Annotated in this window: 19 protein-coding genes; 10 read left to right on the plus strand and 9 right to left on the minus strand. The window is 70.6% G+C overall.

Annotated features, from left to right (window positions below; translation table 11 throughout):
* Nucleotides 1–30: 30 nt before the first annotated feature.
* Nucleotides 31–1,293: an MATE family efflux transporter gene (locus ACZ6Z4_RS28520; RefSeq protein ID WP_465570391.1), complete on the minus strand. Its 1,263-nt coding sequence runs from the start codon at nt 1,291–1,293 to the stop codon at nt 31–33.
* A gap of 65 nt (nt 1,294–1,358) precedes the next feature.
* Between ACZ6Z4_RS28520 and ACZ6Z4_RS28525 the strand changes: the two genes are divergently transcribed.
* Both ACZ6Z4_RS28525 and ACZ6Z4_RS28530 read left to right on the plus strand, forming a co-directional pair.
* The gene (locus ACZ6Z4_RS28525) at nt 1,359–3,050 is read left to right on the plus strand and encodes an MmpA family trehalose lipid delivery protein (RefSeq protein ID WP_465570398.1); all 1,692 of its coding nucleotides are present in this window, start codon (nt 1,359–1,361) and stop codon (nt 3,048–3,050) included.
* A 56-nt stretch (nt 3,051–3,106) separates the two neighbouring features.
* Complete coding sequence (locus ACZ6Z4_RS28530; RefSeq protein ID WP_363675403.1) at nt 3,107–3,274, plus strand: DUF2613 family protein; 168 nt, start codon at nt 3,107–3,109, stop codon at nt 3,272–3,274.
* Here ACZ6Z4_RS28530 and ACZ6Z4_RS28535 read toward each other — a convergent pair.
* On the minus strand, nt 3,259–4,383 hold the full coding sequence (locus ACZ6Z4_RS28535; protein WP_465570403.1) for a glycosyltransferase family 4 protein: 1,125 nt from the start codon (nt 4,381–4,383) through the stop codon (nt 3,259–3,261). The genes ACZ6Z4_RS28530 and ACZ6Z4_RS28535 overlap by 16 nt on opposite strands.
* A gap of 107 nt (nt 4,384–4,490) precedes the next feature.
* Between ACZ6Z4_RS28535 and ACZ6Z4_RS28540 the strand changes: the two genes are divergently transcribed.
* Together ACZ6Z4_RS28540 and ACZ6Z4_RS28545 are read left to right on the plus strand one after the other, a co-directional pair.
* Nucleotides 4,491–5,249 (plus strand): class I SAM-dependent methyltransferase, encoded by a 759-nt coding sequence (locus tag ACZ6Z4_RS28540; RefSeq protein WP_465570406.1) that lies wholly within the window; start codon nt 4,491–4,493, stop codon nt 5,247–5,249.
* Nucleotides 5,246–9,343 carry an alpha-(1->3)-arabinofuranosyltransferase gene (locus ACZ6Z4_RS28545; RefSeq protein ID WP_465570409.1) on the plus strand — a complete coding sequence of 1,366 codons (4,098 nt, stop codon included), beginning with the start codon at nt 5,246–5,248 and terminating at the stop codon, nt 9,341–9,343. The genes ACZ6Z4_RS28540 and ACZ6Z4_RS28545 overlap by 4 nt, the downstream gene beginning before the upstream one ends.
* Here ACZ6Z4_RS28545 and ACZ6Z4_RS28550 read toward each other — a convergent pair.
* Both ACZ6Z4_RS28550 and ACZ6Z4_RS28555 read right to left on the minus strand, forming a co-directional pair.
* Nucleotides 9,232–10,455, minus strand: a complete 1,224-nt coding sequence (locus ACZ6Z4_RS28550) for an acyltransferase family protein (protein ID WP_465570412.1) — start codon at nt 10,453–10,455, stop codon at nt 9,232–9,234. The two genes, ACZ6Z4_RS28545 and ACZ6Z4_RS28550, sit on opposite strands and share 112 nt — an antisense overlap.
* A 19-nt stretch (nt 10,456–10,474) precedes the next feature.
* A complete protein-coding gene (locus ACZ6Z4_RS28555) occupies nt 10,475–12,277 on the minus strand; it encodes a hypothetical protein (RefSeq protein WP_465570415.1) in 1,803 nt (600 codons plus the stop codon).
* Nucleotides 12,278–12,377: 100 nt separating this feature from the next.
* Between ACZ6Z4_RS28555 and pgfA the strand changes: the two genes are divergently transcribed.
* On the plus strand, nt 12,378–13,460 hold the full coding sequence (gene pgfA, locus ACZ6Z4_RS28560; protein WP_465570419.1) for a cell envelope lipid trafficking protein PgfA: 1,083 nt from the start codon (nt 12,378–12,380) through the stop codon (nt 13,458–13,460).
* Here the strand turns inward: pgfA and ACZ6Z4_RS28565 are convergent.
* Genes ACZ6Z4_RS28565 through ACZ6Z4_RS28580 form a run of 4 tightly spaced genes read right to left on the minus strand, consistent with a single transcriptional unit; the run spans nt 13,457 to nt 16,124 of the window.
* Nucleotides 13,457–14,248, minus strand: a complete 792-nt coding sequence (locus ACZ6Z4_RS28565; protein WP_465570422.1) for a class I SAM-dependent methyltransferase — start codon at nt 14,246–14,248, stop codon at nt 13,457–13,459. The two genes, pgfA and ACZ6Z4_RS28565, sit on opposite strands and share 4 nt — an antisense overlap.
* A gap of 13 nt (nt 14,249–14,261) precedes the next feature.
* Entirely contained in the window at nt 14,262–15,017 is a 756-nt protein-coding gene (locus ACZ6Z4_RS28570) for a MerR family transcriptional regulator (RefSeq protein WP_465570425.1), read from the minus strand.
* 34 nt (nt 15,018–15,051) lie between these two features.
* Entirely contained in the window at nt 15,052–15,567 is a 516-nt protein-coding gene (locus ACZ6Z4_RS28575; protein ID WP_465570428.1) for an SRPBCC family protein, read from the minus strand.
* Nucleotides 15,567–16,124: a TetR/AcrR family transcriptional regulator gene (locus ACZ6Z4_RS28580; RefSeq protein WP_465570435.1), complete on the minus strand. Its 558-nt coding sequence runs from the start codon at nt 16,122–16,124 to the stop codon at nt 15,567–15,569. The genes ACZ6Z4_RS28575 and ACZ6Z4_RS28580 overlap by 1 nt, the downstream gene beginning before the upstream one ends.
* A 125-nt stretch (nt 16,125–16,249) precedes the next feature.
* On the opposite strand from ACZ6Z4_RS28580, the gene ACZ6Z4_RS28585 reads away from it, so the two are divergent.
* From ACZ6Z4_RS28585 to ACZ6Z4_RS28600, 4 genes are all read left to right on the plus strand, one after another.
* The gene (locus ACZ6Z4_RS28585; RefSeq protein WP_465570443.1) at nt 16,250–17,146 is read left to right on the plus strand and encodes an SGNH/GDSL hydrolase family protein; all 897 of its coding nucleotides are present in this window, start codon (nt 16,250–16,252) and stop codon (nt 17,144–17,146) included.
* Between the two features lie 56 nt (nt 17,147–17,202).
* Complete coding sequence (locus ACZ6Z4_RS28590; RefSeq protein WP_465570449.1) at nt 17,203–18,108, plus strand: phosphotransferase family protein; 906 nt, start codon at nt 17,203–17,205, stop codon at nt 18,106–18,108.
* A 250-nt stretch (nt 18,109–18,358) separates the two neighbouring features.
* Nucleotides 18,359–19,837, plus strand: coding sequence for a 30S ribosomal protein S1 (gene rpsA, locus ACZ6Z4_RS28595; RefSeq protein WP_132188227.1), 1,479 nt, complete (start codon nt 18,359–18,361; stop codon nt 19,835–19,837).
* A 72-nt stretch (nt 19,838–19,909) separates the two neighbouring features.
* Nucleotides 19,910–20,254, plus strand: coding sequence for a YrdB family protein (locus ACZ6Z4_RS28600; protein ID WP_465570456.1), 345 nt, complete (start codon nt 19,910–19,912; stop codon nt 20,252–20,254).
* Between the two features lie 60 nt (nt 20,255–20,314).
* Here the strand turns inward: ACZ6Z4_RS28600 and ACZ6Z4_RS28605 are convergent, their stop codons facing one another.
* Entirely contained in the window at nt 20,315–23,035 is a 2,721-nt protein-coding gene (locus ACZ6Z4_RS28605; RefSeq protein ID WP_465570461.1) for an AfsR/SARP family transcriptional regulator, read from the minus strand.
* 85 nt (nt 23,036–23,120) lie between these two features.
* Here ACZ6Z4_RS28605 and coaE point away from each other — a divergent pair, with 85 nt between their 5' ends.
* Nucleotides 23,121–23,729 carry a dephospho-CoA kinase gene (coaE, locus tag ACZ6Z4_RS28610; RefSeq protein WP_465570469.1) on the plus strand — a complete coding sequence of 203 codons (609 nt, stop codon included), beginning with the start codon at nt 23,121–23,123 and terminating at the stop codon, nt 23,727–23,729.
* Nucleotides 23,730–23,805 lie beyond the last annotated feature (76 nt).

The following is a 23,805-nucleotide window of genomic DNA, read 5'->3' on the forward strand; positions in this document are numbered from 1 at the left end:
TAGCTGCCGGATGCGGATCGCGCGGGTGAATTACTCGGCGGTGCTGCTCTGGCGGTGCAGACCGGTGGCGAGGGCGATCGAGAGGGCCAGCGCGCAGGTGCTGGTCATGGCGACCAGGACCTTGACGCCGGTCATGCCGGTGGCGATGTCGGCGCCGAGGATGATCAGGGTGGCGATGGCGAGGCTGGCCAGGCCGATCCAGATCAGCAGGGCGGCGCGCTTCTCCTGCTGGGCGATGGCGGCGTAGACGACCAGCTGCAGCACGGCGTACGACGAACCAGCGAGCGCGAACAGCCACGCGATCGGGCCGACCGGCGCGTAGTCGGGGCCGCCGACGATCTTCACGACCAGGTCGGGGAGCACCAGCGCGCCCAGCACCGTACAGACACCGAGGGCGGCGACGGCCTGGATGGCTCGGCGCAGGCGCTGGGTGTCGCCGGGGCTCGTCGCGAGCGACGGGAAGACGATCACGATCACGAACTGCGGCAGGAACAGGCACGCCTTCGCGACGATCACGCCGGCCGCGTAGTACCCGCTGTCCTTGGAGTCGAGCAGACCGCGGGCGAGCAGCACGTCGGCGTTCGCGATCACGAAGAAGGCGAGCAGTGTGTGGGTGCCGTGCACGGTCTCGCGCAGCACCTCCTTGACCTGCTCGATCGTCCCGCCGGTCGAGCCGCGGAGCAGGAACGTGCCGAGCAACGCCGGTACGGCGGCGCCGAGCGCGAGGCCGATCATCGCCGAGGTGACGCTCGGGTGCACGAACAGCGCGCCGCCGCCGAAGACCAACCGGCCCACGCCGGTGGAGGTGTAGACGGCCGCCAGCTCGGTCCAGTTCTGGCCGCCCTGGAGGACGCCGAGCTGGGATCCCATCACGGTCAGAAAACCCAGTGTCGGTGCGACCATCACAGCGGCGATGATCGAGTCGATGTGCAGCAACCACATGATCAGCGGCGTCGCCACCAGGCAGACGGCGGTCAGGCCGAGGGCGGCCCGGCGGCCGGCCTTCAGCATGCTGTCGGCCAGCGCGGCCTCGCCGGGACCGGTGTGGGTGGCGATCCGGCGGGCGCCGGAGGCCTGCAGACCCAGGGAGGCGACGTTGCCGATCAGCAGCAGTCCGAGCAGGGCGGTGACGGCGCCGAACTGCTCGGGGATCAGCCGGTGCACCGCGATCAGGGTAAAACCGTAGGCGGCCACGTTCATGATGGCCATACCGACGGCGACCACCGTGGCGCTGCGGAGGAAGGCCAGCTTGGGAGCGGCCGGCTGCTGATCGGGAGTCGTCTCAGAGGTCATGCGGCTTCTGTTCTGCTGGTGGGTCGGTAGGTTGCGCTGGAAGAGAGTACTGCGAGGAGGCGGTCGTGGAGGGGGGAACCAGCCGGCTGGCCCGGGCACTGCCGTGGGCCTGGCCGGTACTGCTCACTGTGCTGATCACCGCTCCGCTGCTCGCTCCGGGGTACGTGGTCGGCTACGACCTGGTGTTCGTGCCGGACCTCACGCTACGGCGTGACCTCTTCGGTGTCACAACTGCCTTACCGCGCGCAGTTCCCTCGGACGTCGTGGTCGCCGTGCTGGACGAGCTGACCGGCGGCCAGGTGCTGAACAAACTGGTCCTCGTCGCGGTCCCGCTGCTGGCCGGTCTCGGGATGACGGCGCTCTGGCGGGAGCTGCGCCTCGGTGGACCACTGGCCGGCGCGGTCGCGACCACACTGTTCGTCTGGAACCCGTACGTCGCCGAGCGGTTCCGCCTCGGCGCCTGGGCGCTCCTGCTCGGGTACGCCGCGCTGCCGTGGCTGGTCCGGTCGGCTCTGCGCCTTCGGCGAGGCGAAGGCTGGGTCGGGTTCCTGCTGGCCTCAGCGCTCTGCGCGCTGACGGCGTCGGGCGGAATCGTCGGGCTGCTGGTCGCCGGGCTCATCCTGCTCTGGCCGAACGGGCGCAGGCCGGGCCCACTGGTCGCTGCGGTCGTGCTCAACCTGCCGTGGATCGTCGCCGGGCTGGCTCGTACGTCGGTCGCAACGACCGACCCGGCGTCGGTGCTGGCCTTTGCTGCGCGTGACGAGGGCTACGGGGGAGTGGTGCCGACGCTGCTCACGCTGGGCGGGGTGTGGAACGCCAACGTGGTCCCCTCGCGGCGGGGCGACCTGGTGCCGCTGGTGGTGGCTTTCGCCATGCTGCTGATCGCTTGCGTCGGTGTTGTTCTGTGGTGCCGACTTGAAAGGCTCGCGGCGGCACTGGTCGTGGCGGCGGGTGTTGTGCTGGTGATCGCGATGGCCGGGGTCGTGGCGGCCGAGCCGTTCTCCTGGGTGGTTGCGCATCTGCCCGGCGCTGGGCTGTTCCGGGACGGCCAGCGGTACCTGGGGCCGCTGGCGCTGCTGCAGGCGATCGGCTTCGGTGCTGCGGTCGCGGCGTTGCTGCGGGTCGCGCCGCTGCCCTGGCTGGTCGGGGCGACGGCTGCGCTGATGCCGCTGGCCGCGCTGCCGCAGCTGGTCGGTGGAGGCTTCCGCCTCTCGCAGTACCCGGCTGACTGGGAGCAGGCTCGCCTGGTGCTCGGTGCCGACTCGCAGACCGGTGACCTGATGCCCTGGCCGTTCGAGTCCTACCGGGCCCCGAGCTGGAACGGCCACCGTCCGGTACTCGACCCGATGCCGCGCTACTTCGACAAGCCCGCGGTGGTCCCCGACGAGCTGATCGTCGGCGGCAACCGGCTGGCCGGGGAGGACCCGCGGGCGGCGGCGGTCGCCAGCGCGCTGCGGACCGCCGTACGGACCGGTGCCGATCCGTCGCCGGAGCTGCTGCGGCAGGGGATCGGGTGGATCGTGGTCGACCGGGAGGCCGGCGGGCCGCAGCCGCGGCAGCTGATCCCGCGGCTGACCGAGGAGTACACCGCTCCGACGGTCAGCGTGTTCCGTCTCGACGGGACGCCCCGGGAGCAGCACCTCCCGGCCTGGCGGGTCGTGCTCGTCGCCACGGCGTGGATCGCCGCGGCCGCCGTACTGGTGGTCACTCTGCTGAGCGCGCTACCGGCCCTTCAACGCGTCCGATCCAAGCTCTAGCCGACGAGGCGCCTCGTTGTTACTCTTCGGTTTACTTCGAGGAGGGGACACGTTTCATGGGAGCTTTGATCGGTGCTGTCATCGCGGTGCTCGCGGGGGCGGGGATCGCGTCGGCCGCGGTCATCGGGGTGGTCCAGTCCGTGCAGGAAGACCCGGCCAAGCCCGGCCCCGAGGCGGCTCAGGGCCAGGCCGACGTGCCGATCGTGGCCTACGGGAACAAGTAGGACCGCTGCGGTTCGAGAGCCGGCCGTCCGGTCAGGACCCGGTCGAACGCGGTCGCCGTGGCGGCCCAGGTGTAGCTGCCCGCACTGGCCAGCGCACCGGCCGCCAGGGCCCGCCGCCGGCTCTCGTCCAGCAGCAGCGCGGTGATCGTCGCGCTGAACTCCGCGGAGTCGTCCACCAGCACTCCTGACACCCCGTCCCGCACCGACTCGGTCGGACCGCCCGCACTGCGGTAGGCAACAGTCGGTACGCCGTGACCGGCGGCCTCGCCGACCACCAGCCCCCAGCCTTCCTTCAGGCTCGGCAGGGCCTGCACCCACGCTTCGTCGTACGCCGCGTGCTTGTCGGCCTCGCTGACGTGGCCGCGAAACTCCACCGCGTCCTGCAGCCCCAGCGAGGCGACGTACTCGCGCAGTGAGTCCTCCCACCAGCCGGAGCCCACGACAACCAGTCGCGCGTCCGGCAGCACAGTGCGCGCTGCGGCGATCGCGTCGACGGCGTGCTCGACCTGCTTGTGCGGAACGATCCGTCCGACGCACACCACTGTCGGTACGGCGGCCTGCTCGACCTGTCGGTCCGGCGCCGGGTCGGTGCCGTTGTGCACGACGTCCACCCGTTGCCGGTCGACGCCGAGGGCAACCAGTTCGTCCCGCGACGCCGAGGACACCGTGACGTACCTGCAGTCCCGGTAGAGCTTCGGCGCAACCCGTGACTCCAGCCACCACCCGAAGCGGCCGCGCCAACCGGGGTAGACCACCTGCCACTGCTCCTCGTGCACGTGGTGCACCAGGACGACCACCCCGGTACGACGTACGAGGCGGGTAAAGAATGGCAACCCGTTCTGCACGTCCACCACGCGGTCCGGGCCGCGCAGCACGGTGTGCAGCAGCCCCCGGAGGTACACGGTGACCTTGCTGCCCCGGTACACGTACCGGACGTCGTGCCGCCTGGCCTCACGCGGGCTGCCGGGGTAGGCCGCGCACAGCACGGTGACCCGCCAGCCCAGTGCAGCAAGGCCTCTTGCCACTTCCTCCACGTACCGTTCGGAGCCCCCGCCCTCCGGATTCGTGGTGTCCCGCCAGTTCAGCAACAGCACGCTCTGTGCACGCACTCCACAACCCCCACCCTCGACGAACTTACCCCCGGGTAATGGGGCGCGAGGTTACCAGGCAGTAACGATGTCCGCCAGAGGTCGCGAGATCGGTTATCGTCCCGCCTGTGCGCGCATCGATTCCGGACTCCGTCACCACCGCCGGGTGGACGCCGGACGTGCGCCGCGCGCTGCGGTTGTTCCGGGCCTTCGGGGTCGAGCAGAGCGACCCGGACACCTTCTACGGAACGCTCGCCGCGGACTCGGTCGGCCAGCTGTCGTCGTACGCCGATCTGCGCGGGGCGCGGATGCTCGACGTCGGTGGCGGCCCGGGCTACTTCGCCGACGCCTTCCGCGCGGCCGGCGCGCGCTACTACGCGATCGACTCGGACCTGGGTGAGCTCAGCGGCCGCGGCGAGCCCTCGCCGGGCACAGTGCTCGGCAGCGGGATGGCGCTGCCGGTCGGCGACCAGCAGGTCGACATCTGCTTCTCCTCGAACGTGCTGGAGCACGTCCCGGACCCGTGGCTGATGGCCGACGAGATGGTCCGGGTCACCAAGCCCGGCGGCACGGTCTTCCTGTCCTACACCGGCTGGTGGGGTCCGCATGGCGGCCACGAGACGGCGCCCTGGCACTACCTCGGTGGCGACCGCGCTGCCCGCCGGTACGAGAAGCAGAAGGGGCATCCGCCGAAGAACCGGTTCGGGGAGTCGCTCTTCCCGATCACCGTGGCCGGCGGACTGCGCTGGGCCCGGCAGTGCGCGGAGGCCGAACTGGTGGCCACCGTGCCGCGGTACCACCCGCGCTGGGCGTACGGCGTACTGGCGGTGCCGGGTGTGCGCGAGGTCGTGACCTGGAACCTAGTCCTGGTGCTTCGGCGCCTATGAGTGGGTTGTTGCGCGGACCACTCAAGCGGTTGAGGGCAGGCAGCCCCGAGCAGGTGGTCTGGCGAGCACGGCTGTTGCTGGGCTGCCTGCTGCTGGTCGCGCTCGCCTTCCACCAGGCGCCGGGCAAGATCGTGCCGGACACCAAGCTCGACCTGACGGCGAACCCGGGCGCGTTCCTGGCGCGGGCGCTGCACCTGTGGGACCCGCAGGGCGCGTTCGGCCAGCTGCAGAACCAGGCGTACGGCTACCTGCTGCCGATGGGCCCGTTCCACTGGCTGCTGGACCTGGTCAACGTTCCCAGCTGGGCGATCCAACGAGCCTGGTGGGCGCTGGTCCTCTGTACGGCGTTCCTCGGCGTCTGGAAGCTCGCCGGCGCTCTCGGGTACGGCGCGCCCTGGGCTCGCTTCACCGTCGCGCTGCTCTACGCGCTGAGCCCCCGGATGCTCGGCGAGGTAGCGATCACGTCGATCGAGGTGTGGCCGCTGGCGATGGCTCCCTGGGTGCTGCTGCCGCTGGTGACGCCCAGAGCCCGCTCCGGCTGGTGGCGGGTCGGCTGGTCGGCCGTGGCCTTCGGGCTGGTCGGGGGAGTGAACGCTGTCGCGACCGGTGCGACGCTGGTTCTCCCGGCGCTCTGGCTGCTGACCCGGCGGCTGGACCGGTCGACGCTGAAGATCGCCGCGGGCTGGTTCGGCTGCATCGTCGCGGTGTCGTTCTGGTGGCTCGTGCCGTTGCTGCTGCTCGGCAAGTACAGCCCGCCGTTCCTGGACTGGATCGAGAACGCGGCGACGACCACCAACACCGCCAGCATCTTCGAGTCGTTCCGCGGGACGTCGCAGTGGCTGAACTTCCTGGCGACAGGAGGCGGTCCGAGCTGGCCCGCGGGCTGGCTGTTCGTCACGCAGCCGGCGCTGATCATGGCGACGGCCGCTGTCGCGCTGCTGGGCTTGGCTGGTCTGGCGATGGGCTCGCTGAAGAACCGAGGCTTCCTGCAGCTCTCAGTCGTCGCCGGTCTGCTCCTGCTGACGCTGGGACATCACAGTTCGCCGCTGTCCGGCCCGGTGCAGGACCTGCTCGACGGACCGCTCGCAGCGCTGCGCAACACCCACAAGTTCGAGCTGGTGGTCCGCCTGCCGCTCGCACTCGCCGCTGCGCACGCGTTGACCAGGCTGACCAGCTGGGCGACTGCGCGCGGCGTACAGCGTCGGCTGGTCCCAGCACTCGCCGCCTGCCTGGTCCTGTCCGTGGCGACGCCGGCGATCTTCGCTCAGCTCCCCAGGGACGAGAGCTACGAGGCGATCCCCGCGCACTGGCGTGAGGCTGCGTCCTGGCTCGACAGCCAGCAGACGAGCGGCAGCGTGCTCGTCGTACCGGCTGCGTCGTTCGCCGACTTCACCTGGGGGTCCACGAAGGACGAGCCGTTCCAGGCGTTGCTGAAGCGGCCGATGGCGGTCCGCGACGCCGTACCGCTCGGCTCGGCCGGTACGACACGCTGGCTGGACGAGGTGGAACGCAGACTCGGCTCCGGCGTTGGTGACCGCACTCTGCAGCAGGCGCTGGTTCGCGCCGGCGTCCGGTACGTCGTCGTCCGTAACGACCTCCGGTACGACGCGCAGGTGAGTCCCACGGTCGCTGTGCACGAGAGCCTGGCCGAGGCCGGCATCGCGCGGACCGCGTACTTCGGCCCGCCGACCGGCAGCTCGATCGAGTCGCCGACGCTGACCCTGGACGAGCGGACCCGGCTGCCCTACCCGAGCGTGGAGATCTACGACGTCGGCGACGACGTCAGCCCGGCCCGACTGGTCCCGCAGTCGCAGCTGGTCGCCGTACGGGGTGGGCCGGAGGACGTGCCGTCGGTGCTCACCGCGCTGGGCGGCAACCGCGAGGCGGTGCTCAGCACCGACACGGGCGGGCTGAACCTGCCGCTGGTCCAGACCGACGGCCTGCAACGGCGTGAGGTGTCCGTGGGACGCCCGGCCGAGAACTACTCGCCGGTGATGACCGCCAGCGACCCGGGCCGGATGGGCCGCCGTACTCTCGACTACCTGCTCGACCCGCCGTCGCCGTCGACCACCCGGGTGTGGGCGGGTGGTGTGGCCGACGTCCGGGCCTCCTCCTCCGCGGCCGACGCGGACGCGACGCTGCGGACCGGGCCGGGCAACGGGCCGTTCGCCGCGGTCGACGGCGATCCGTCGACGCGCTGGATCTCCGGCACGTTCGGGCGCGGCAGCGGCGAGTGGCTGGAGCTCGACTTCACCGCGCCGCGCAAGGTGTCCGACCTGAAGGTGCAGTTCTCGCTGCAGGCGCCGACCACCGACCCGGTCCGCACACTGACGGTCGAGACGGACGCGGGTTCGCTGTCGACCGTGGTCGAGGGCACGGACAAGCCGCAACCGGTGCAAGCGCCCGACGGGTTCACCCAGCGGCTGCGGCTGAGTGTCGGCGTGACCGACGGCAAGAACCCGAACGGTGTCGCGATCTCCGAGGTCTCGCTGCCCGGGCTGACCCCGGTCAGCCGGCTCGAGGTGCCGGGCGGACTCGACAAGCAGCCGGACGCACTGGTCTTCCGCAACGAGCAGCTGGGCCGCTCGGCCTGCCTGCACGTCGGCATCCGCCCGCTGTGCCGGCAGGGCGTCGCGAAGGACTCCGAGGAGCCGACCGGGCTGTACCGCAGCATCGACCTGCCGGAGGCGGCGTCGTACACGGTGCAGGGGACGGCGTTGCCGCGCGACGGTGCCTCGCTGGAGCGGCTGCTCGACGTGCCGGGTGGGATCACCGCGACGGCGTCCTCGCGAGCCGTGACCGCGCCGGAGGGACGGCCAGGCGCCGTGGTGGACCAGGACCTCGGCACCGGCTGGGTGGCCGCGCCGGGCGACGAGCACCCGACGCTGACGCTGAAGTTGCCGGGGGCCCGCAAGTTGCAGGGCATGCAGTTCCTCAGCGACCCGTACCTCGCGGCGGCCCGGCCGAGCGAGGTGCAGGTCCGCTTCGACGGCGGTACGCCGACCACGCTGAAGGTGACGCCCGAGGGGTTCGTGACGTTCCCCGACCGGTTCAAGTACGTACGCACGGTCGAGCTCGCGTTCACCGGGACGCAGGACCTCGTCGACGTCGACTCCGCGACCGGGCTGTCCCGGCGCCTGCCGGTCGGGGTGGCCGAGCTGCGCGTCCTCGGCGCCAACGACCTGCGCAAGGCGATCGACCAGGACGCGGTGACCGGCGCGGTGTGCGGGTTCGGCCCCACCGTCCTGGTCGACGGCATTCCGGCGGCGACCAAGCTCACCGCGACGATGCGCGACGTGCTGCAGCGGCGGCCGGTGAAGTACACGCTCTGCCAGCAGCCGTCGCTGCCGCTGCAGGGTGGTCGCCACACGCTGGATGTCGTTGCCAGCAAGGACTTCACGCCGACCGAGCTGGCGCTCACCAGGACCGACGCGGTGAAGCCGGAGAACGCCCCGGCGCAGGGCGTCAACGTCTGGCGGCCCAGCCCGTCCGAGCTGACGCTGGAAGCGCCGCTGGCCACCGAGGACTCGGTACTGACCGTCGCGCAGAACTTCAGCACCGGCTGGGCGGCGTACGACGGTACTGGCCGCAAGCTGGTCCCGATCCGCGTCGGCGGCTGGCAGCAGGGCTGGCTGCTCCCGGCAGGGCCCGAGCAGCAGGTCACCGCGCGCTTCACCCCCGACCGCGACTACCGGGCCGGCCTGCTGGTCGGACTGGTCGCGCTGGTGCTGGTCGCCGGGCTGGCGGTCTTCTCGCGTCGCCGGTCGCGGCACTCCGGCCACCGGCTGCGTGAGGCCCGCAGGCTCAACGCCTGGGTTGCCTCGGGGCTGGTGGTCGTTGCGGGTGTCTTCATGGCCGGCTGGATCGGCCTGGCCGTCACAGTCGTTGCCGCGGCGCTGGCGTGGTTCCTGGACGGTCTCCGGATCGCACTGATCGGTGCGGTCGTCGCAGCGGTCCTGCTGGGTACGGCGATCGCCGCTGCTCAGCCCTGGCCGGACGGGGACGCGGGGCTGACGTCCGGTGTCGTCCAGGGGTCAGTGCTGCTCGCTGTCGCGTTGGCCGTGCTGTCGAGGCCCACCGGCGAGACGTCGTAGGAGCGGTCGCGGCGACCGAGCCGCATGATCGGCCGTTCCATCAGGTAGTAGCTGGCGGCAGCGACGCCGATGGAGACGACCAGCGTCGGCCAGAAGAGCAGCGCGAAGTGCCCCTCGAACGGTGCGAAGCCGAAGAGCTGCTCGACCAGGCTGAGCACGATCAGGTGGTAGCAGAAGACGCCGTACGAGATGTCGCCCGCGACGTGGCCGATGCGGCCGCCGAGGATCTTCGCGGTCCGGGTGGACGGCATGATCGCCGGGAAGACCACACAGGCGGCGATCACGGTGTAGAGCAGGTTCTTCACGAACGCCTGGCCGGGGCTGGGGGAGTTCAGGTTGAACGGGCCGGCGATCGGCGTCGCCGCGATCAGCAGCAGGACGGCCGCGACCGCCCAGATCGTGCCGGGGATCGTCGCCAGGGTGTCGAGTGCGGAGCTGCCCAGCCGACCGCTGCTGCGCGCGACCTGCCAGAGCGCGAAGCCCATGCCGACGGCGAACCAGCCGAGGTGACCGGGCAGCCAGAGCCCGGCGATCGGGTGACCGGTGGCGTTGATCGCCGCCATCCAGACCGGGCCGAGCAGGGTGAAGCAGGTCAGCACGACCAGGCGACGCCGTACGGCCTGGCGGGTCGGACGCTCGTAACTGATCAGCAGCCGGGCCAGGAACGGCAGCAACAGGTAGAACGCTCCCTCGGTCGCCAGGCTCCACATCTGCGTCAGGCCACCGGCAGCGGGGGAGTCGACGTAGATCTGGGTCAGCGTGGCGTGCCGCAGGTACGTCGCCCAGCTGACGCCGTCCTGCCGGGGCACCAGCAACGCGGCGAGGATCACCGCGACCCAGAGCGCGGGCAGGATCCGCAGCGCCCGGTTGCGCAGGTACGGCAGGGTCAGCGGCGGCTCGGGCTCGCCGAACCAGGCGACGACGTACGGGCGGTAGAGCAGGAAGCCGGAGATCACGAAGAAGATCGCCACGCCGATGTCGAGGCGCGACAGCAGACCGGCGAACGGGCCCTGCAACGCGTCGCCGCTCTGGAAGCCGACGTGCGTGGTCAGGACGGCCAGCGCGCCGAACGCCCGCAGGCCGTCGAGCGCGGGGAAGCGCATCCGTCTCATTCGCACACCTGCGTCCGTGTCATTCGTTCACCTGCGGCAGCCCGATCGCGACGTCGGCGATGCAGAGGTTGGTCTTCGGGTCGGTGGTCCGGATCCGGACGGCAGCCAGGTCGGTCGGTGTGCCGGCGGGGCCGAGGTAGGCGTTCGCCAGACCGGCGGCGGGCCAGCTGCCGGCGGTCGCCGGTACGACGGTGGTCCGGCCGTCGGAGCCGATCAGCTCGACCTCGACTGCGCTCTCCGTGGTGCTCAAGTAGCTGACCTTAGCGAACCAGTTGGCCGCTGGTCGCTCGGTGGTGGTCGCCTTCAGGGGCAGGGTCACCTCGCGCGCGCCCTGGAGCAGGACCGCGCAGAACTGGCCCTTGGACTTGGGCGGGATCTCCGCGGTGGCCCAGGTGCTGAGGTGCGCCGGGCGGATCCGGCCGGTGTCGTCGATCATCCGCGGTTCGCTGCTCGGCGCTTGGAGCTGGAACGGGATGCCGGCGGTACGCAGCACGGGGGAGACACGCGGGTCCTCGACGAGCGCGATCGAGACCGAGCCGGGCAGCCGGGTGTCCCAGAGGTTGACCGACGAGCCGGCGGTCTCCAGCTCGGCGCGCAGCGTCTGGAAGTACGGGCGGGACGGGTTGTCGTCCCAGTACTGCGCGAAGCTCGCCAGGGAGACGACGGCGGCGGCGCTCCACGCGACGACCAGGCCGGCGGCGACCGGCTGCGGGAAGCGGATGGAGCGCGCGGTCAGGACGACGGCGAGGGTCAGCGGGATCGAGAGGTCCGACCAGTAGTGGTAGTGGACCGTGAAGGCGCTGCCGAAAAGGGCGAAGCGGCCGTAGCTGACCAGGAACAGGGTGACGAGGGTGTAGACGCCGACCGAAGCCCACAGCAGCAGGGCTCGCCGGTCGCGGCGCCAGGCAGTCACGAGCAGCGCGGCCGCGACGAGGGCTCCGAGGATCACCGCGGCAGCCGGGGCGTTGGCGAGGCCGAAGGCTCCGGAGACCTTGGTCCAGGTCCAGGGACCGCCGGCCAGCGCTCCGAGCGGTACGGCGAACGACTTGCCGGCCAGGTCGACGAGGGTGCCGAAGGGCGGCAGGTGGCCGGTCGACGGGCTGCCGTTGGCGGCGTACAGGATGCCGAAGGCAACGAGTGGGGTGGTCAGTGCGGCGGCGTACGGCCAGGTCAAGCGGAGCCAGGCGCGGAGCGGGACCTCGCGCAAGTAGAGCGCGAGGGCCAGTGCGGCGACCAGGATGAGGGCGGATTTCTCCCAGCAGGCCAGCGAGATCAGCAGCGAAAGGGGGCCGTAGGCAACGGCGCGGCGGCGGTGGCCGGCGTACCAGTCGACGGTGGCATGGAGGAGCAGCAGGCCGCAGACGTGCGCCGGGAGGTTGTTGACGCCGCTCGACAGGGACATGAACGATGGCATGCTGAGCGATGTCAGCGCGTACATGACCGTCCCGGTCAGGACCCACCAGCTGGAGCCGAGCAGGCGGAGCAGCAGCAGGCCGAGCAGCGTGATCGCCAACGCTTGCAGGACAACCCGGGTCACCACGGTGAAGTCCCAGCTGAACGGCGCGAGCTGGGCGAAGGTCGCGTAGACGAACCGCAGGCCGGGCGCGATGTGGTCGTTCACCGGCGTCAGCAGCTCGCCCGGCGCGAAGCCACGGCCGCCCTGGACCAGGAACTCGACGTCGTCGCTCATCCAGTACCCGCGGCGCGCGAGCAGGCCGAGCACGACCGCCTGGACCGCCGCGACGCCGATGATCGCGGCTCGCAGAACGGCTGTCTCGGGCGCGTTGCGGCGGCGCAGGAGCGCGCCCGGGATCCCCCTCATGGAGCCGGACTATATGTCAGCGTAGGACGACCGCGACTGCCTCTGTTCAAGAACGCTACTCGCTGGTAGCGTCCCGCGGACGAGACCGGGAGGGGTTGTTGTGGGGAATCGCAGTCGGACGGTGCTGCTGGCACTGGGGATCTTCTTCGTCGGGGTGGCCGTGATGGCCAAGTTCTACGCCTATCCGACGCTGGCCGTCGCGCCGCCGGACCAGGTCGCGCACACCACGTCGAAGACCGTCGAGGACGGCACCGTGTTCGTGGTGGCGACCCAGCAGGAGACGCGGCTGCCGCTCACCTCGACCCGGACCGTGCGCGGTGACGTGGTCGCGGCCGAGAAGATCGGCAAGGCGCTGAAGCGCGACGTGGTCGTCTTCGACACCGCGGTGGTCACCGACGACGACCCGGCCTACGCGTTCCCCAGCGAGGACGACGCCAAGCGCGACGACAAGGCGCCGCTGAGCTTCGTGCAGGAGCGGGTGGTGCTGGACGCGCACACCGGCGAGGCGATCCGCTGGAACCCCGACCGGGCCACCGACAACAGCGGCGAGTACATCACCACGACGCTGAAGGCCGAGGACCGCAAGCGGCCGGGCGACGAGGTCTTCAAGGGGCACGAGGGGCTGGTGCTGAAGTTCCCGTTCGGGACCGAGAAGAAGACCTACAAGTTCTGGGACAGCACGCTGCGGCAGGCGTTCCCGATCGAGTTCAAGGGTGAGACCGAGCTGCTCGGGCTGAAGGTCTACAAGTTCGTCCAGGAGATCCCTCGCTCGCAGGTGCCGGTGAAGCCGGCGCTGAAGGTCCCGGGCGCGCTGGTCGGCGAGAAGGGCCAGCCGTCGGTCGAGGTGCAGCGGATGTACCAGAACACCCGGACCCTGTGGATCGAGCCGGTCACCGGCGCGATCATCAAGGGCGAGGAGAAGCAGCTCGCCACGATCGACTACAACGGCGAGGTCAAGATCACCGCCACCGACGCGACGATCGGGTACGACGAGGCGACGGTGAAGAAGAACGTCGAGGGCGCGACGGTCGACGGCAAGTCCGAGGGCGGGTACGCCGAGAAGGCGTCGCAGCTGCACCTGATCGGCTTCTGGGTGCCGCTGCTGTCGCTGGTCCTCGGGCTCCTGCTGCTCGGGCTCGCGGGCTTCCTGTCGCTGCGGCCGCGCGGACGCCGGGCCGCCTAAGGCTTGTGGGCGGACCAGATCGCGGTGCCCGGGATGAGGCGCCCGCGGTCTGGTCCCCAGCCGCCCCAGACCTGGTCGTTGCTCGCCGGCCATTCCGGTTCGAGCAGGTCGTCGAGGACCAGGCCGGCGCCGGTGATCGCGCGGATCCAGTCGCCGGTCGTGCGGTGGTGCTCGGCGTAGACCGCGACGCCGTGCTCGTCGACCTCGACGTACGGCGTCCGGTCGAAGTACGACTGGGTGATCCGCAGCCCGGCCGGCGTCGGGTCGTCGGGCATGCTCCAGCGGATCGGGTGCGTGACCGAGAAGACCAGCAGGCCTTCGGGTTTCAGCGTCCGCGCGATCTCGCGCAGCGCCTGCTCGGCGTCGGCGACGAACGGGAGCGCGCCGAACGCCGAGCAGGCGATGTCGAAGGTCGCGTCGGCGAACGGGATCGCCGTCGCGTCGGCGGCGACCGTGCGCGCCGTCGTACCGGTCTTGCGGTCGAGCTCCTTGCCGATCAGCAGCTGCTCGACCGAGATGTCGAAGGCCACGGCCTTCGCGCCCTGCTCGGTGAGCCAGCGCGCGCACTGCGCGGCACCGCAGCCGATCTCCAGGACACGCTTCCCGCGAACGCTGCCGAGCAGCTGCGCGTCGGCCTCGTCGACACCCTCGGGACACCAGATGAACCGGTCGTCGCCGAGGAACGCACCGTGCTCCTCGAGATACTCGCCCGCGGCCGAGTCCCAGTAAGTCCGGCTGGCCTTCGAGGTCTGCGCCTCGGTCAACTCGATACGCTGCGGCTCGACCACGCGGTCACCCTATCTAGAGATTGGCGGCGGCGTAGACCTCCATCGCGTCCCGCAGGTACTTCACCAGTGAGTCGTCGCCGGACCCGATGGTGCGCCGGAAGCGCTCGTCGTCGACGTACATCTGTCCGAGCCCGCGGTACGCCTCCGCGGTCGGCGACCAGAACAGGCTGGTCACCGCGAAGTGCTCCCGTACGACGTCCTGCACGCGCTGCTCACCGACCTGTGCACCGTCCGCCTTCAGTACAGCGAGCTGCTCGTGCACGCGCACGTACCCGTTCTTCGCCTGCTCCGCCTCGGCCGGGGTCCAGGACTGCATCTTGCGGTAGGCCTCGTCGACGACCTCGTCGCCCCAGCGCTCCCGCGCCTCCGCCTCGTACGGGTTGTGCTCGAACCCCTCGAACACCTTGTCGGGTGCCATCGTTCCTCCGTTCCTGATGTTCTCGATCGTTGCCTCGACGGTCCGCACCAGCCGCCCGAGCCGCAGCTGCTCACGCAGCAGCCACTCCTTGTGCCGGCCGAGCGCCTCGATCGTGTCGCCGGTGGTCCGGTGCGCGAGCACCTCGCCGACGGCGTCGAGGCCGAGCCCGAGATCACGCAGCAGCAGGATCTGCTGCAGCCTGAGGAGCTCGGCGTCGCCGTAGTACCGGCGTCCGTCGGGTGCGGTGCGCACCGGTTCCAGCAACCCGATCGCGTGGTAGTGCCGCAGCGTCCGCGCGGTCACTCCCGACGCTTTCGCCACCTCGGCGATCGACCAGGTCGTTCCGTCCATGCCCACGACGCTAGAGGTTGCCGCTACGGCAACTTCAACTCGTTTGTTGGGCTTGTTCAGCGATCGCCGCGTTCATCGCGTGGAACTGGGGCTCGATGGTGTCGCGGAGCATGCCGGTGGTGAACGGCACGGCCGCGCCGCGGAACGTCTCCTCCTGGATCAGCTTGCTGCGGCCGCCGGGGAGCGGCTCGATCCGGAACGTGTGCTCGCCGTCGAAGATCCCGCCGAAGCCGATCCTGCCGATCCAGCGCAGCTCGCGGCCGGGCTCGACGGCGAGCAGTTCGGGCGTGAACGTCGTCTCCTGGCCGTTGGTGTCGCGCAGCACGTTGGTGATCGTCGCGCCGACCGTCAGGTCGCCGGTCGAGGAGACGATGAACGGGTTCCAGGCCGGGTAGTTCGCGCGGTCGGTCAGCGCCTTCCAGACCTGGTCGGGCGACGCGTCGATCTCCACCTCGGTGTGCAGCACGGTCGGGCGGACGATGGTGAAGACGGTGTACCCGGCCAGCAGTACGACGACCGCACCGAGACCGATCAGCAGACGGCGTTTCATCAGGACTCCTCAGGTCCGAGGACGCTGGTGACCAGCGTCCGCGCGTAGTCGGGCGTGAGCGGCTCGCCGGTGACGAGGAGCCGGTAGTAGAGCGGGCCGGCCAGCTGATCGACCAGTACGCCGGGCGCGACGTGGTCGAGCACCAGCCCGGCCTCCTGCGCCTTGGCGACGACCGCGGTGACGGCGCCGTGCCGGTCGGCCCAGAGCGCGCGGACGCTGTCGCCGACCCGCGGGTCCCGCGCGGCGGCCGCCGCCAGGTCGGCGACCAGGCTCGGGGGAGTGGCCGCGAGGTTGGCCGCGATCGCGGTGACCAGCTCGGTCAGGTCGCGCCGGGGGTCGTCGGTCGGCTCGAACGGGACGTCGGCGCGCAGCGTGGCGATCAGCGCGACGACGAGCTCGGCCTTCGACGGCCAGCGCCGGTACAGCGTCGTCTTGGCGACGCCGGCCCGCTCGGCGACGCGGTCGATCGACAGGCCGTCGTACCCGCCGGTGCGCAGCTCCTCGGCCGCGGCGGCGAGCACCTTGGCGTCGATCGTGGTGTCTCTCGGTCGGGCCATGATCATTACGCTACCGCAGTAGCGAAATGAGGTCCAGCGGCCTGAGGTCTTGCCGAAAAGGTGAGCGTTGTTCATGCTGATGCGAACTGTTACCGGCCAGTCACTTAACGTCGAAGGGCAGCGGCATGCAGATCAGATCAGTACGGGTGGTACGGATGGTCGCGGCGACAGCCGCGGTAGGGCTGGTCGTCGCGGGGTCGGTGACGGCTCCGGCCGTCGCCGCGCCGCCGATGGTCTACGTCGCGATGGGCGACTCGTTCGCCGCCGGGTCGCTGGTGCTCCCGGCCAAGGAGGTGCTCACCTGCGCCCGGTCCGCGGTCAACTACGCGTCGCTGGTCGCCCAGCAGGTCCGGCCCGCGAAATTCCGCGACGTCACCTGCGGCGCCGCCACCACCGCGCACTTCGCGAACCCGCAGCCGGGGATCATCGCCGGTACGGCGGCCCCGCAGTACGACGCGCTGAGCGCGGACACCACCGTCGTCACGGTCGGGATCGGCGGCAACGACATCGGGCTGGTCGGGCTCGCGGTCTCCTGCGTGAACCTGCTGCCGCAGCCGCTCGGGAAGTCGTGCAAGGCGACCAACACCGCGGGCGGCGTGGACCGGCTCGCGCAGAAGATCGACGCCTTCGCGCCGACGTACGGGACGGTGATCGAGCAGATCCGGGCCCGGGCTCCGCAGGCGAAGATCCTGATGGTCGGCTACCCGACCGGGATCAAGAAGGGTGGCTGCTGGCCGGTCGTGCCGGTGTGGGGCGCGGACGCGGACTACCTGCAGTCGGCGCTGACGCGGCTGAACACGCGGATGGCCGAGCAGGCTGCAGCGCACGGTGCGACGTACGTCGACCTGGCCGGGCCGAGCGTCGGGCACGACATGTGCAAGTCGGCGGGGACGCGGTGGATCGAAGGGCTGATCCCGAGTCCGACGACGAACGGGCTGGTGCCGCTGCACCCGAACGCGGCTGGGCTGCGGAACGCGGTGCCGAGCGTGCTCGCGGCGATGGGTGTGCCGGCGAAGGTCTGAGAACGGTAGTCCTGTCGGCACCGGGGATGTCCCTCGGTGCTGGCAGGATCGGGTGGGTGGATGGATTCGAGGCGATCGCGGCCAGCGCTGTTCCGTTGACCGGCGGGTACGGCGGGGAGACGTTCGCCGTCAGCGCGGCCGGCGAGGAGGCCGTGCTCAAGCTCTACGCGAAGCGCCCGGGACGGGCGGCCGTCGACGCGGCGCTGCTGCGGCTGGTGCGGGGGTTGCTGCCGGTGCCGCGGGTGCTGGACGCACAGGTCGATCAGGTGGACGGCAACCCGACGTTCGTGCTGACCGAGCGGCTGCCCGGTGAGAATCTTGCTGTCTTCTTGGAGGCGGCCGATGATCAGCAGCGCGAGCGCGTCGGCGAGCAGCTGGGCGAGCTGCTGGTTCGGCTGAGCGGGATGCCGTTCCTCTCCTTCGGGGAGTTCGTCGGCAGCGGGCTGGCGATCGAGTCCTTCGGGGTCGGCGGCCTCGACCAGTGGCTGAACAAGCACGTCGACGACCTCGGCCTGACCCGCGACCAGGTCAGCGGGCTGCGGTCGGTCGTGGACGCGGCCGAGGACCTGGCCGACACCGGCGTCGACCGCTTCTGCCTGGTCCACAGCGACTTCAACCCGAAGAACCTGCTGGTCGACCCGGCGACGGCCACGATCACCGGGCTGATCGACTGGGAGTTCGCGCACAGCGGTACGCCGTACGGGGATCTCGGCAACCTGCTGCGGTTCGGTGCCGACCCGGTGCTCGAGCGGGCGGTGCTGCGGGTCGTGCGGGGGAGCGGGCTGGACCTGGGCGACCGACTGGTCGAGCGCTGCCGGGCAGCCGACCTGTGGGCGCTGATCGACCTCGCCGCGCGGACCGGCCAGAATCCCGTCGCGACCGCCGCGCACGGCCTGATCACCCGGATGGGCGACACGGGCGACCTGGCGGCAGGCCGGGCCGAACCGGACGCCGTACATTGAGAACAGCAGGACGTCGGGTGACCTCGGCGGGCGGCCGGTGACCACCGGGTGCCCCGGGTTGTGCTGCCCGTGCCGCTACCACTATTCTGTGAGATGCGCTATGGGCCCGCGCGACCTCGGACGGAGCAGGCTCGTGCTCGCAGCAGTCGGTGGTGAATCTGTCCTCTCAGAGCTTTCCAGCGGTTTGGTGCGATCCAACGGCCCGTGACGCAGCCGCACGACACCATCAGCCCACGGAGCAACCCACCACATGACGGCCAGCATCGAGGCACCTCTCGACCCCGCAGTGCGCACCACCCCGCAGGTAGCGGTCAACGACATCGGGTCGGAGGAAGACTTCCTCGCGGCGATCGATCAGACCATCAAGTACTTCAACGACGGCGACATCGTTGAGGGCACCATCGTCAAGGTCGACCGGGACGAGGTTCTCCTCGACATCGGTTACAAGACCGAAGGCGTGATCCCGTCCCGCGAGCTGTCGATCAAGCACGACGTCGACCCGAACGAGGTCGTCAACGTCGGCGACCACGTCGAGGCCCTGGTTCTCCAGAAGGAGGACAAGGAAGGCCGCCTGATCCTCTCGAAGAAGCGCGCCCAGTACGAGAAGGCCTGGGGCACGATCGAGAAGATCAAGGAAGAGGACGGCGTCGTCACCGGTACCGTCATCGAGGTCGTCAAGGGTGGCCTCATCCTGGACATCGGCCTGCGCGGCTTCCTGCCCGCCTCCCTGGTCGAGATGCGCCGGGTCCGCGACCTCCAGCCGTACGTCGGCCAGGAGATCGAGGCCAAGATCATCGAGCTCGACAAGAACCGCAACAACGTGGTCCTGTCGCGTCGTGCGTGGCTGGAGCAGACGCAGTCCGAGGTGCGGATGAACTTCCTCACCCAGCTGCAGAAGGGCCAGATCCGCAAGGGTGTCGTCTCCTCGATCGTCAACTTCGGTGCGTTCGTGGACCTCGGCGGCGTCGACGGTCTGGTGCACGTCTCGGAGCTGTCCTGGAAGCACATCGACCACCCGACCGAGGTCGTCGAGGTCGGCCAGGAGGTCACCGTCGAGGTGCTGGACGTCGACATGGACCGCGAGCGCGTCTCGCTGTCGCTGAAGGCGACCCAGGAAGACCCGTGGCAGCAGTTCGCCCGGACCCACCAGATGGGCCAGATCGTGCCCGGCAAGGTCACCAAGCTGGTGCCGTTCGGTGCGTTCGTCCGCGTCGAGGAGGGCATCGAGGGTCTGGTGCACATCTCCGAGCTCGCCGAGCGTCACGTCGAGATCCCGGAGCAGGTCGTCCAGGTCAACGACGACACGATGGTCAAGATCATCGACATCGACCTAGAGCGTCGCCGGATCTCGCTGTCGCTGAAGCAGGCCAACGAGGGTCTCGACCCGGTCTCCGACGACTTCGACCCCACGCTGTACGGCATGGCGGCGACGTACGACGAGCAGGGCAACTACGTCTACCCCGACGGCTTCGACCCCGAGACGGGCGAGTGGCTCGAGGGCTTCGACAAGCAGCGTGAGGAGTGGGAGCGGCAGTACGCCGAGGCCCACGCGCGCTGGGAGGCCCACAAGAAGCAGATCGAGGACGCCAAGACGGCCGACGTCGAGGCCGGCGAGGCCTCCACGTACTCGTCCGCGGCGGCCCCGAAGGACGACGCTCCCGTCGAGGGCGCGCTCGCTTCCGACGAGGCCCTGCAGGCGCTTCGCGAGAAGCTGACCGGCCAGGGCTGAGCACTTCCTAGCAGGACCCGAGACCCCCGCACCCCCGTACTGGGTGCGGGGGTCTCGCCTTTACCCTGAGCCGTGCGCGAACTGTGGCGGTGGGGGAACCTGCTCATGGCCTTCCTGGCCGAGCTGGTGGCGTTGGGGATCTTCGCTTGGTGGGGGTGGCGGACGGCGGATGATCTCGCCGGCCGGCTGATCCTGGCGATCGGGCTGCCGGTTCTGGCGGGGCTGCTGTGGGGTCTGTTCGCAGCGCCGACGGCTACGCGGACTACGCCGGTTGTGCGTGCTGTGGTGAAGACAGCGGTCTTCGGTCTGGCGGGCTTGGCGCTGTGGGACCTCGGTCATCCGGTGCTTGGTTTGATCTTCGTGGTGGTTGTTCTTGCAAACCTGCTGGCCATCCGCGTCGGCAAGCTGACGCCTTGAGCGTTCGCCGGTACCGCGCGGCCGACGAGTCGGCGGCGAAGGTCGATCGGTTGTGGTCGTTCAGTCGGTCAGGAGGGCCTGGAGGGTTTCGCGGTTGAGGGTGGGGGTGCCGGGGAGGTCGGCTTCGGTGAGGATGGTCAGGGAGCGACGCCAGTGGGTTCGGGCCTGGGGGAGGTCGGCGGACTGCTGGTAGGCGTCGCCGAGGTTGGCTTCGGCCCGGGCTTCGGCCCAGCGGTCGGAGAGGGCCTGGCTGATCGCCAGGGACTCCTGGTAGTGGCGTACGGCGGTGCTGTGGTCTCCGCGGGAGAGCTGGGCGCCGGCCAGCGTGTTGAGGGCGAAGGATTCGGCGCGGCGTTCGCCGGAGGCGCGGTTCAGGCGCACCGCGCGCTCGGCGGCCTCGGCGGCTTCCTCGGGGCGGCCGTCGGCCAGGTAGGTCTCGGCGAGGTTGGCGAGGTTGCGGGCGACCTCGACCTGGTCCCGGTCCGGGTCGAGGGCGTTGATCGCCCGCAGGTGGTGCTTGGTGCTCGCCGCCAGGTCGCCGGTGTAGCGGAACAGCCGGCCGAGATCGGTGAGGACACCGGCGGTGCCGCGCAGATGGCCGATCGAGTCGAAGAGCTTGAGAGCGCGGCTGAGGTGCTCGGAACTCTGCTGGTGGTCGTTCCGCTGGATGTAGGCCATCCCGAGCCCCTGGGCCAGCGCGGCTTCCGCCGCGACCTCGCCGGTCCGACGGGCCGCCTCCAGCCCGACCCGCTGCAGCTCGAAGAGCTCGTCGAGCGCTCGCAGGTAGACCAGGTACGGCCAGAGCGCGAAGGCGATCCGGTACGCCGCCCGGTCGTGCCCGTGTCGTACGGCGTCGTGCACGGCTGCCACCAGCCCGTGCCGCTCGGTATGGAACCAGTCCGCCGCCGCGGGCGTGTCCTGGAAGCTCAACGGCGTCACACCGGCTTCCGGTACGCCGAAGTCGAGCAGCGGCTCGGCGCGCTCCAGCATCATCTTGCCGTTCAACGCTGAGTGCGCGTACCAGTCGAAGAGCCGGGCGCGGCCCGCCTCTCGTTCAGCGGAGTCCTGCTGGGCCAACGTGTTGGAGTAGAGCCGCAACAGGTCGTGCAGCTGGTACCTGTCACCCTGCTGCTCGACCAGATGTGCGCCGACCAACCCGTCCAACCAGTCGGCCGTCTCTCGCTCCGGCCGCGCGGCCAGCGCCGCAGCAGCCCCCAGCGAGATGTCCTGCGCAGGCTGCGACCCCAGCAACCGGAACACTCGCGCCTGGTCGACTGGGAGCACCTGGTAGGACCAGTCGAAGACAACCCGCAGTGCGCCGTCGTCGTCTTCGGCGACGTCCAGCACTCGCAGCCGGTCCGGGTGATTGCGTAGCTCGGTGATGAGCGCCTGTACGCCGGCGGCCGGCTCTCGGGTGACCCGCTCGGCAGCAATCGCCAGCGCAAGTGGCAGCTGCCCGCACAGCTCCGACAGCTCGCTGATCTCAGCGCTGGTCGCCTCTACGTCGTGCGGCTCGAAGGTAGCGGTCAGGTACGCCGCAGCGTCGTCGGATCCGAAGCGGTCGATCGCTACCCGGTGGGCGCCTTCGCGGGCAGCTAGCGACCGCAGCTGGCTGCGGCTGGTGATCAGTACGAGGCCGCCCGGCCCAGGGAGGAGCGGGCGCACCTGCTCGGCGTCTCGCGCGTTGTCGAGGACCAGCAGGACGCGGCGATCGGCGAGCACGGTCCGGAGCATCGCTGTTCGTGCGGGGCCGCGGTCGGGGACCTGGGGTCCGGAAACGCCGAGGCCGCGCAGGAGGATGTCGAGCGCGGTGTCGGGGTCCATCGGATCGCCAGGGCTGTAGCCCTCGAGGTTGAGGTACAGCTGACCGTCGGGGAAGCGGTCGGCGATCCGGTGTGCCCAGTGCAGCGCGAGCGAGGTCTTGCCGACTCCGCCCTGACCGGTGATCGCGAGGATGGTCAGCGCGTCGCTGGTCGGGCTGAGCGAGTCGAGCCGGTCGAGCGCGGAGGCGCGGCCGATGAAGCGGGCTGGACCGGGTGGTAGCTGGCGAGGCGGTGCCGAGCGGCTCACGGAGGGTGCCGGACGCGTGGGCTCGGTCGCCGCCAGCAGCTCCGCATGCAGCCCGCGCAGCTCGGCCGCCGGGTCGACACCCAGCTCCTCGGCCAAGCGGCGCCGCAGCTCGTCGTACAGGGTGAGCGCCTCAGCAGGACGACCCGAGCGGCTCAGCGCAGTAAGCAGGCGCAACCACAGCGACTCGCGCAGTGGATGCTTGGCGGTCAGCTCACGAAGCAGCGGCAGCACGCCGTCGTGCCGACCAGCAGCAAGCTCCAGATCCACCCACCGCTCAGTCGCCGACAGGTACGCCTCGGTGAGACGCGGAGCCTGCTCCCGCTCCAACCAGTCCGACCGGACACCACCGAACGGCTCGCCACGCCACAACTCGAGCGCACCCACCAGTTGCTCGTCCTCGAGCAACCGAGCGAAGCGGAGCACGTCCACCCGCTCCGGATCGATCCGCAGCGCGTAGCCACCAGCAGTGGTGTCCACCTGTACGTCGGGCGCAAGCAGCGTCCGTAGCCGCGCCACGGTGGTGTGCACACTCGCCCGCAGGTTCGCAGGCGGGTCTTCACCCCACAGTCGCTGGCCGATCGCAGCCACAGAGACCGACTCCGGCGCAGCCAGCGCCAGCACCGCCAGCAGCGCCCGCACGCGACCGGTCAGCCCAGGAACCGGTTCGCCGTCGCGCAGCGCCTCGAACGGCCCCAGCAGCCGGATCTCCACGTCGTCGGTCCTCCTGTGTCCTCCCGCCCATTCTCGGGGACACCGGGGGCGACCACCCGCGATCGCGGGTCGGTAGGGTGCTGGCGTGCTGAGAGTCGGGTTGACCGGGGGAATCGGATCGGGCAAGAGCTCGGTCTCGCGGCGGCTGGGGGAGCGGGGCGCGGTCGTGATCGACTCCGACGTGCTCGCCCGCGAGGTGGTCGCGCGCGGCACCGACGGCCTGGCCGAGGTGGTCGCGGCGTTCGGCGACGGCGTACTGACCGCCGACGGCGAGCTGGACCGGCCGGCGGTCGGCAAGATCGTCTTCGGCGACGAGGCGGCCCGGCGCACGCTGGAGGCGGTCATCCACCCGCGCGTCCGCGCGCGGGCGGCCGAGATCGAGCGGGCAGCGCCCGACGACGCGGTGGTGGTGCACGACATCCCGCTGCTGGTCGAGACCGGGCAGGCGGACAAGTTCGACCTGGTGCTCGTGGTCGACGTACCGGTCGAGGTGCAGGTCGAGCGGCTGACCACGCAGCGTGGGATGGCCGAGGACGAGGCGCGGCGCCGGATCGCGTCGCAGGCCTCGCGGGAGGACCGCCTTGCGGCCGCGGACGTGGTGATCGACAACGCGGGCAGCCTGGACGACCTGGACCGGCGCCTCGACGAGGTCTGGGAGCAGCTGACCGGCCACGGATCGGACACGAAAGCGTGACCCCTGCGCGGGAAATGATGATTTCCGGCCGGCCTGTACGAGAATCACGCCGGTCCCGCAGGTCCTAGCTAGGGAG

The sequence above is a fragment of the Kribbella sp. NPDC104740 genome (genome assembly GCF_055583505.1).

Bases quoted from the DNA above. Each gene is read 5' to 3' on its own strand.
- ACZ6Z4_RS28545 (WP_465570409.1), top strand. From the start codon at position 5,246: ATGAGTGGGTTGTTGCGCGGACCACTCAAGCGGTTGAGGGCAGGCAGC.
- ACZ6Z4_RS28575 (WP_465570428.1), bottom strand. From the start codon at position 15,567: ATGAAACGCCGTCTGCTGATCGGTCTCGGTGCGGTCGTCGTACTGCTG.
- rpsA (WP_132188227.1), top strand. From the start codon at position 18,359: ATGACGGCCAGCATCGAGGCACCTCTCGACCCCGCAGTGCGCACCACC.
- ACZ6Z4_RS28520 (WP_465570391.1), bottom strand. From the start codon at position 1,293: ATGACCTCTGAGACGACTCCCGATCAGCAGCCGGCCGCTCCCAAGCTG.
- ACZ6Z4_RS28585 (WP_465570443.1), top strand. From the start codon at position 16,250: ATGCAGATCAGATCAGTACGGGTGGTACGGATGGTCGCGGCGACAGCC.
- ACZ6Z4_RS28580 (WP_465570435.1), bottom strand. From the start codon at position 16,124: ATGGCCCGACCGAGAGACACCACGATCGACGCCAAGGTGCTCGCCGCC.
- ACZ6Z4_RS28550 (WP_465570412.1), bottom strand. From the start codon at position 10,455: ATGAGACGGATGCGCTTCCCCGCGCTCGACGGCCTGCGGGCGTTCGGC.
- ACZ6Z4_RS28570 (WP_465570425.1), bottom strand. From the start codon at position 15,017: ATGGACGGAACGACCTGGTCGATCGCCGAGGTGGCGAAAGCGTCGGGA.
- ACZ6Z4_RS28530 (WP_363675403.1), top strand. From the start codon at position 3,107: ATGGGAGCTTTGATCGGTGCTGTCATCGCGGTGCTCGCGGGGGCGGGG.
- ACZ6Z4_RS28555 (WP_465570415.1), bottom strand. From the start codon at position 12,277: ATGAGGGGGATCCCGGGCGCGCTCCTGCGCCGCCGCAACGCGCCCGAG.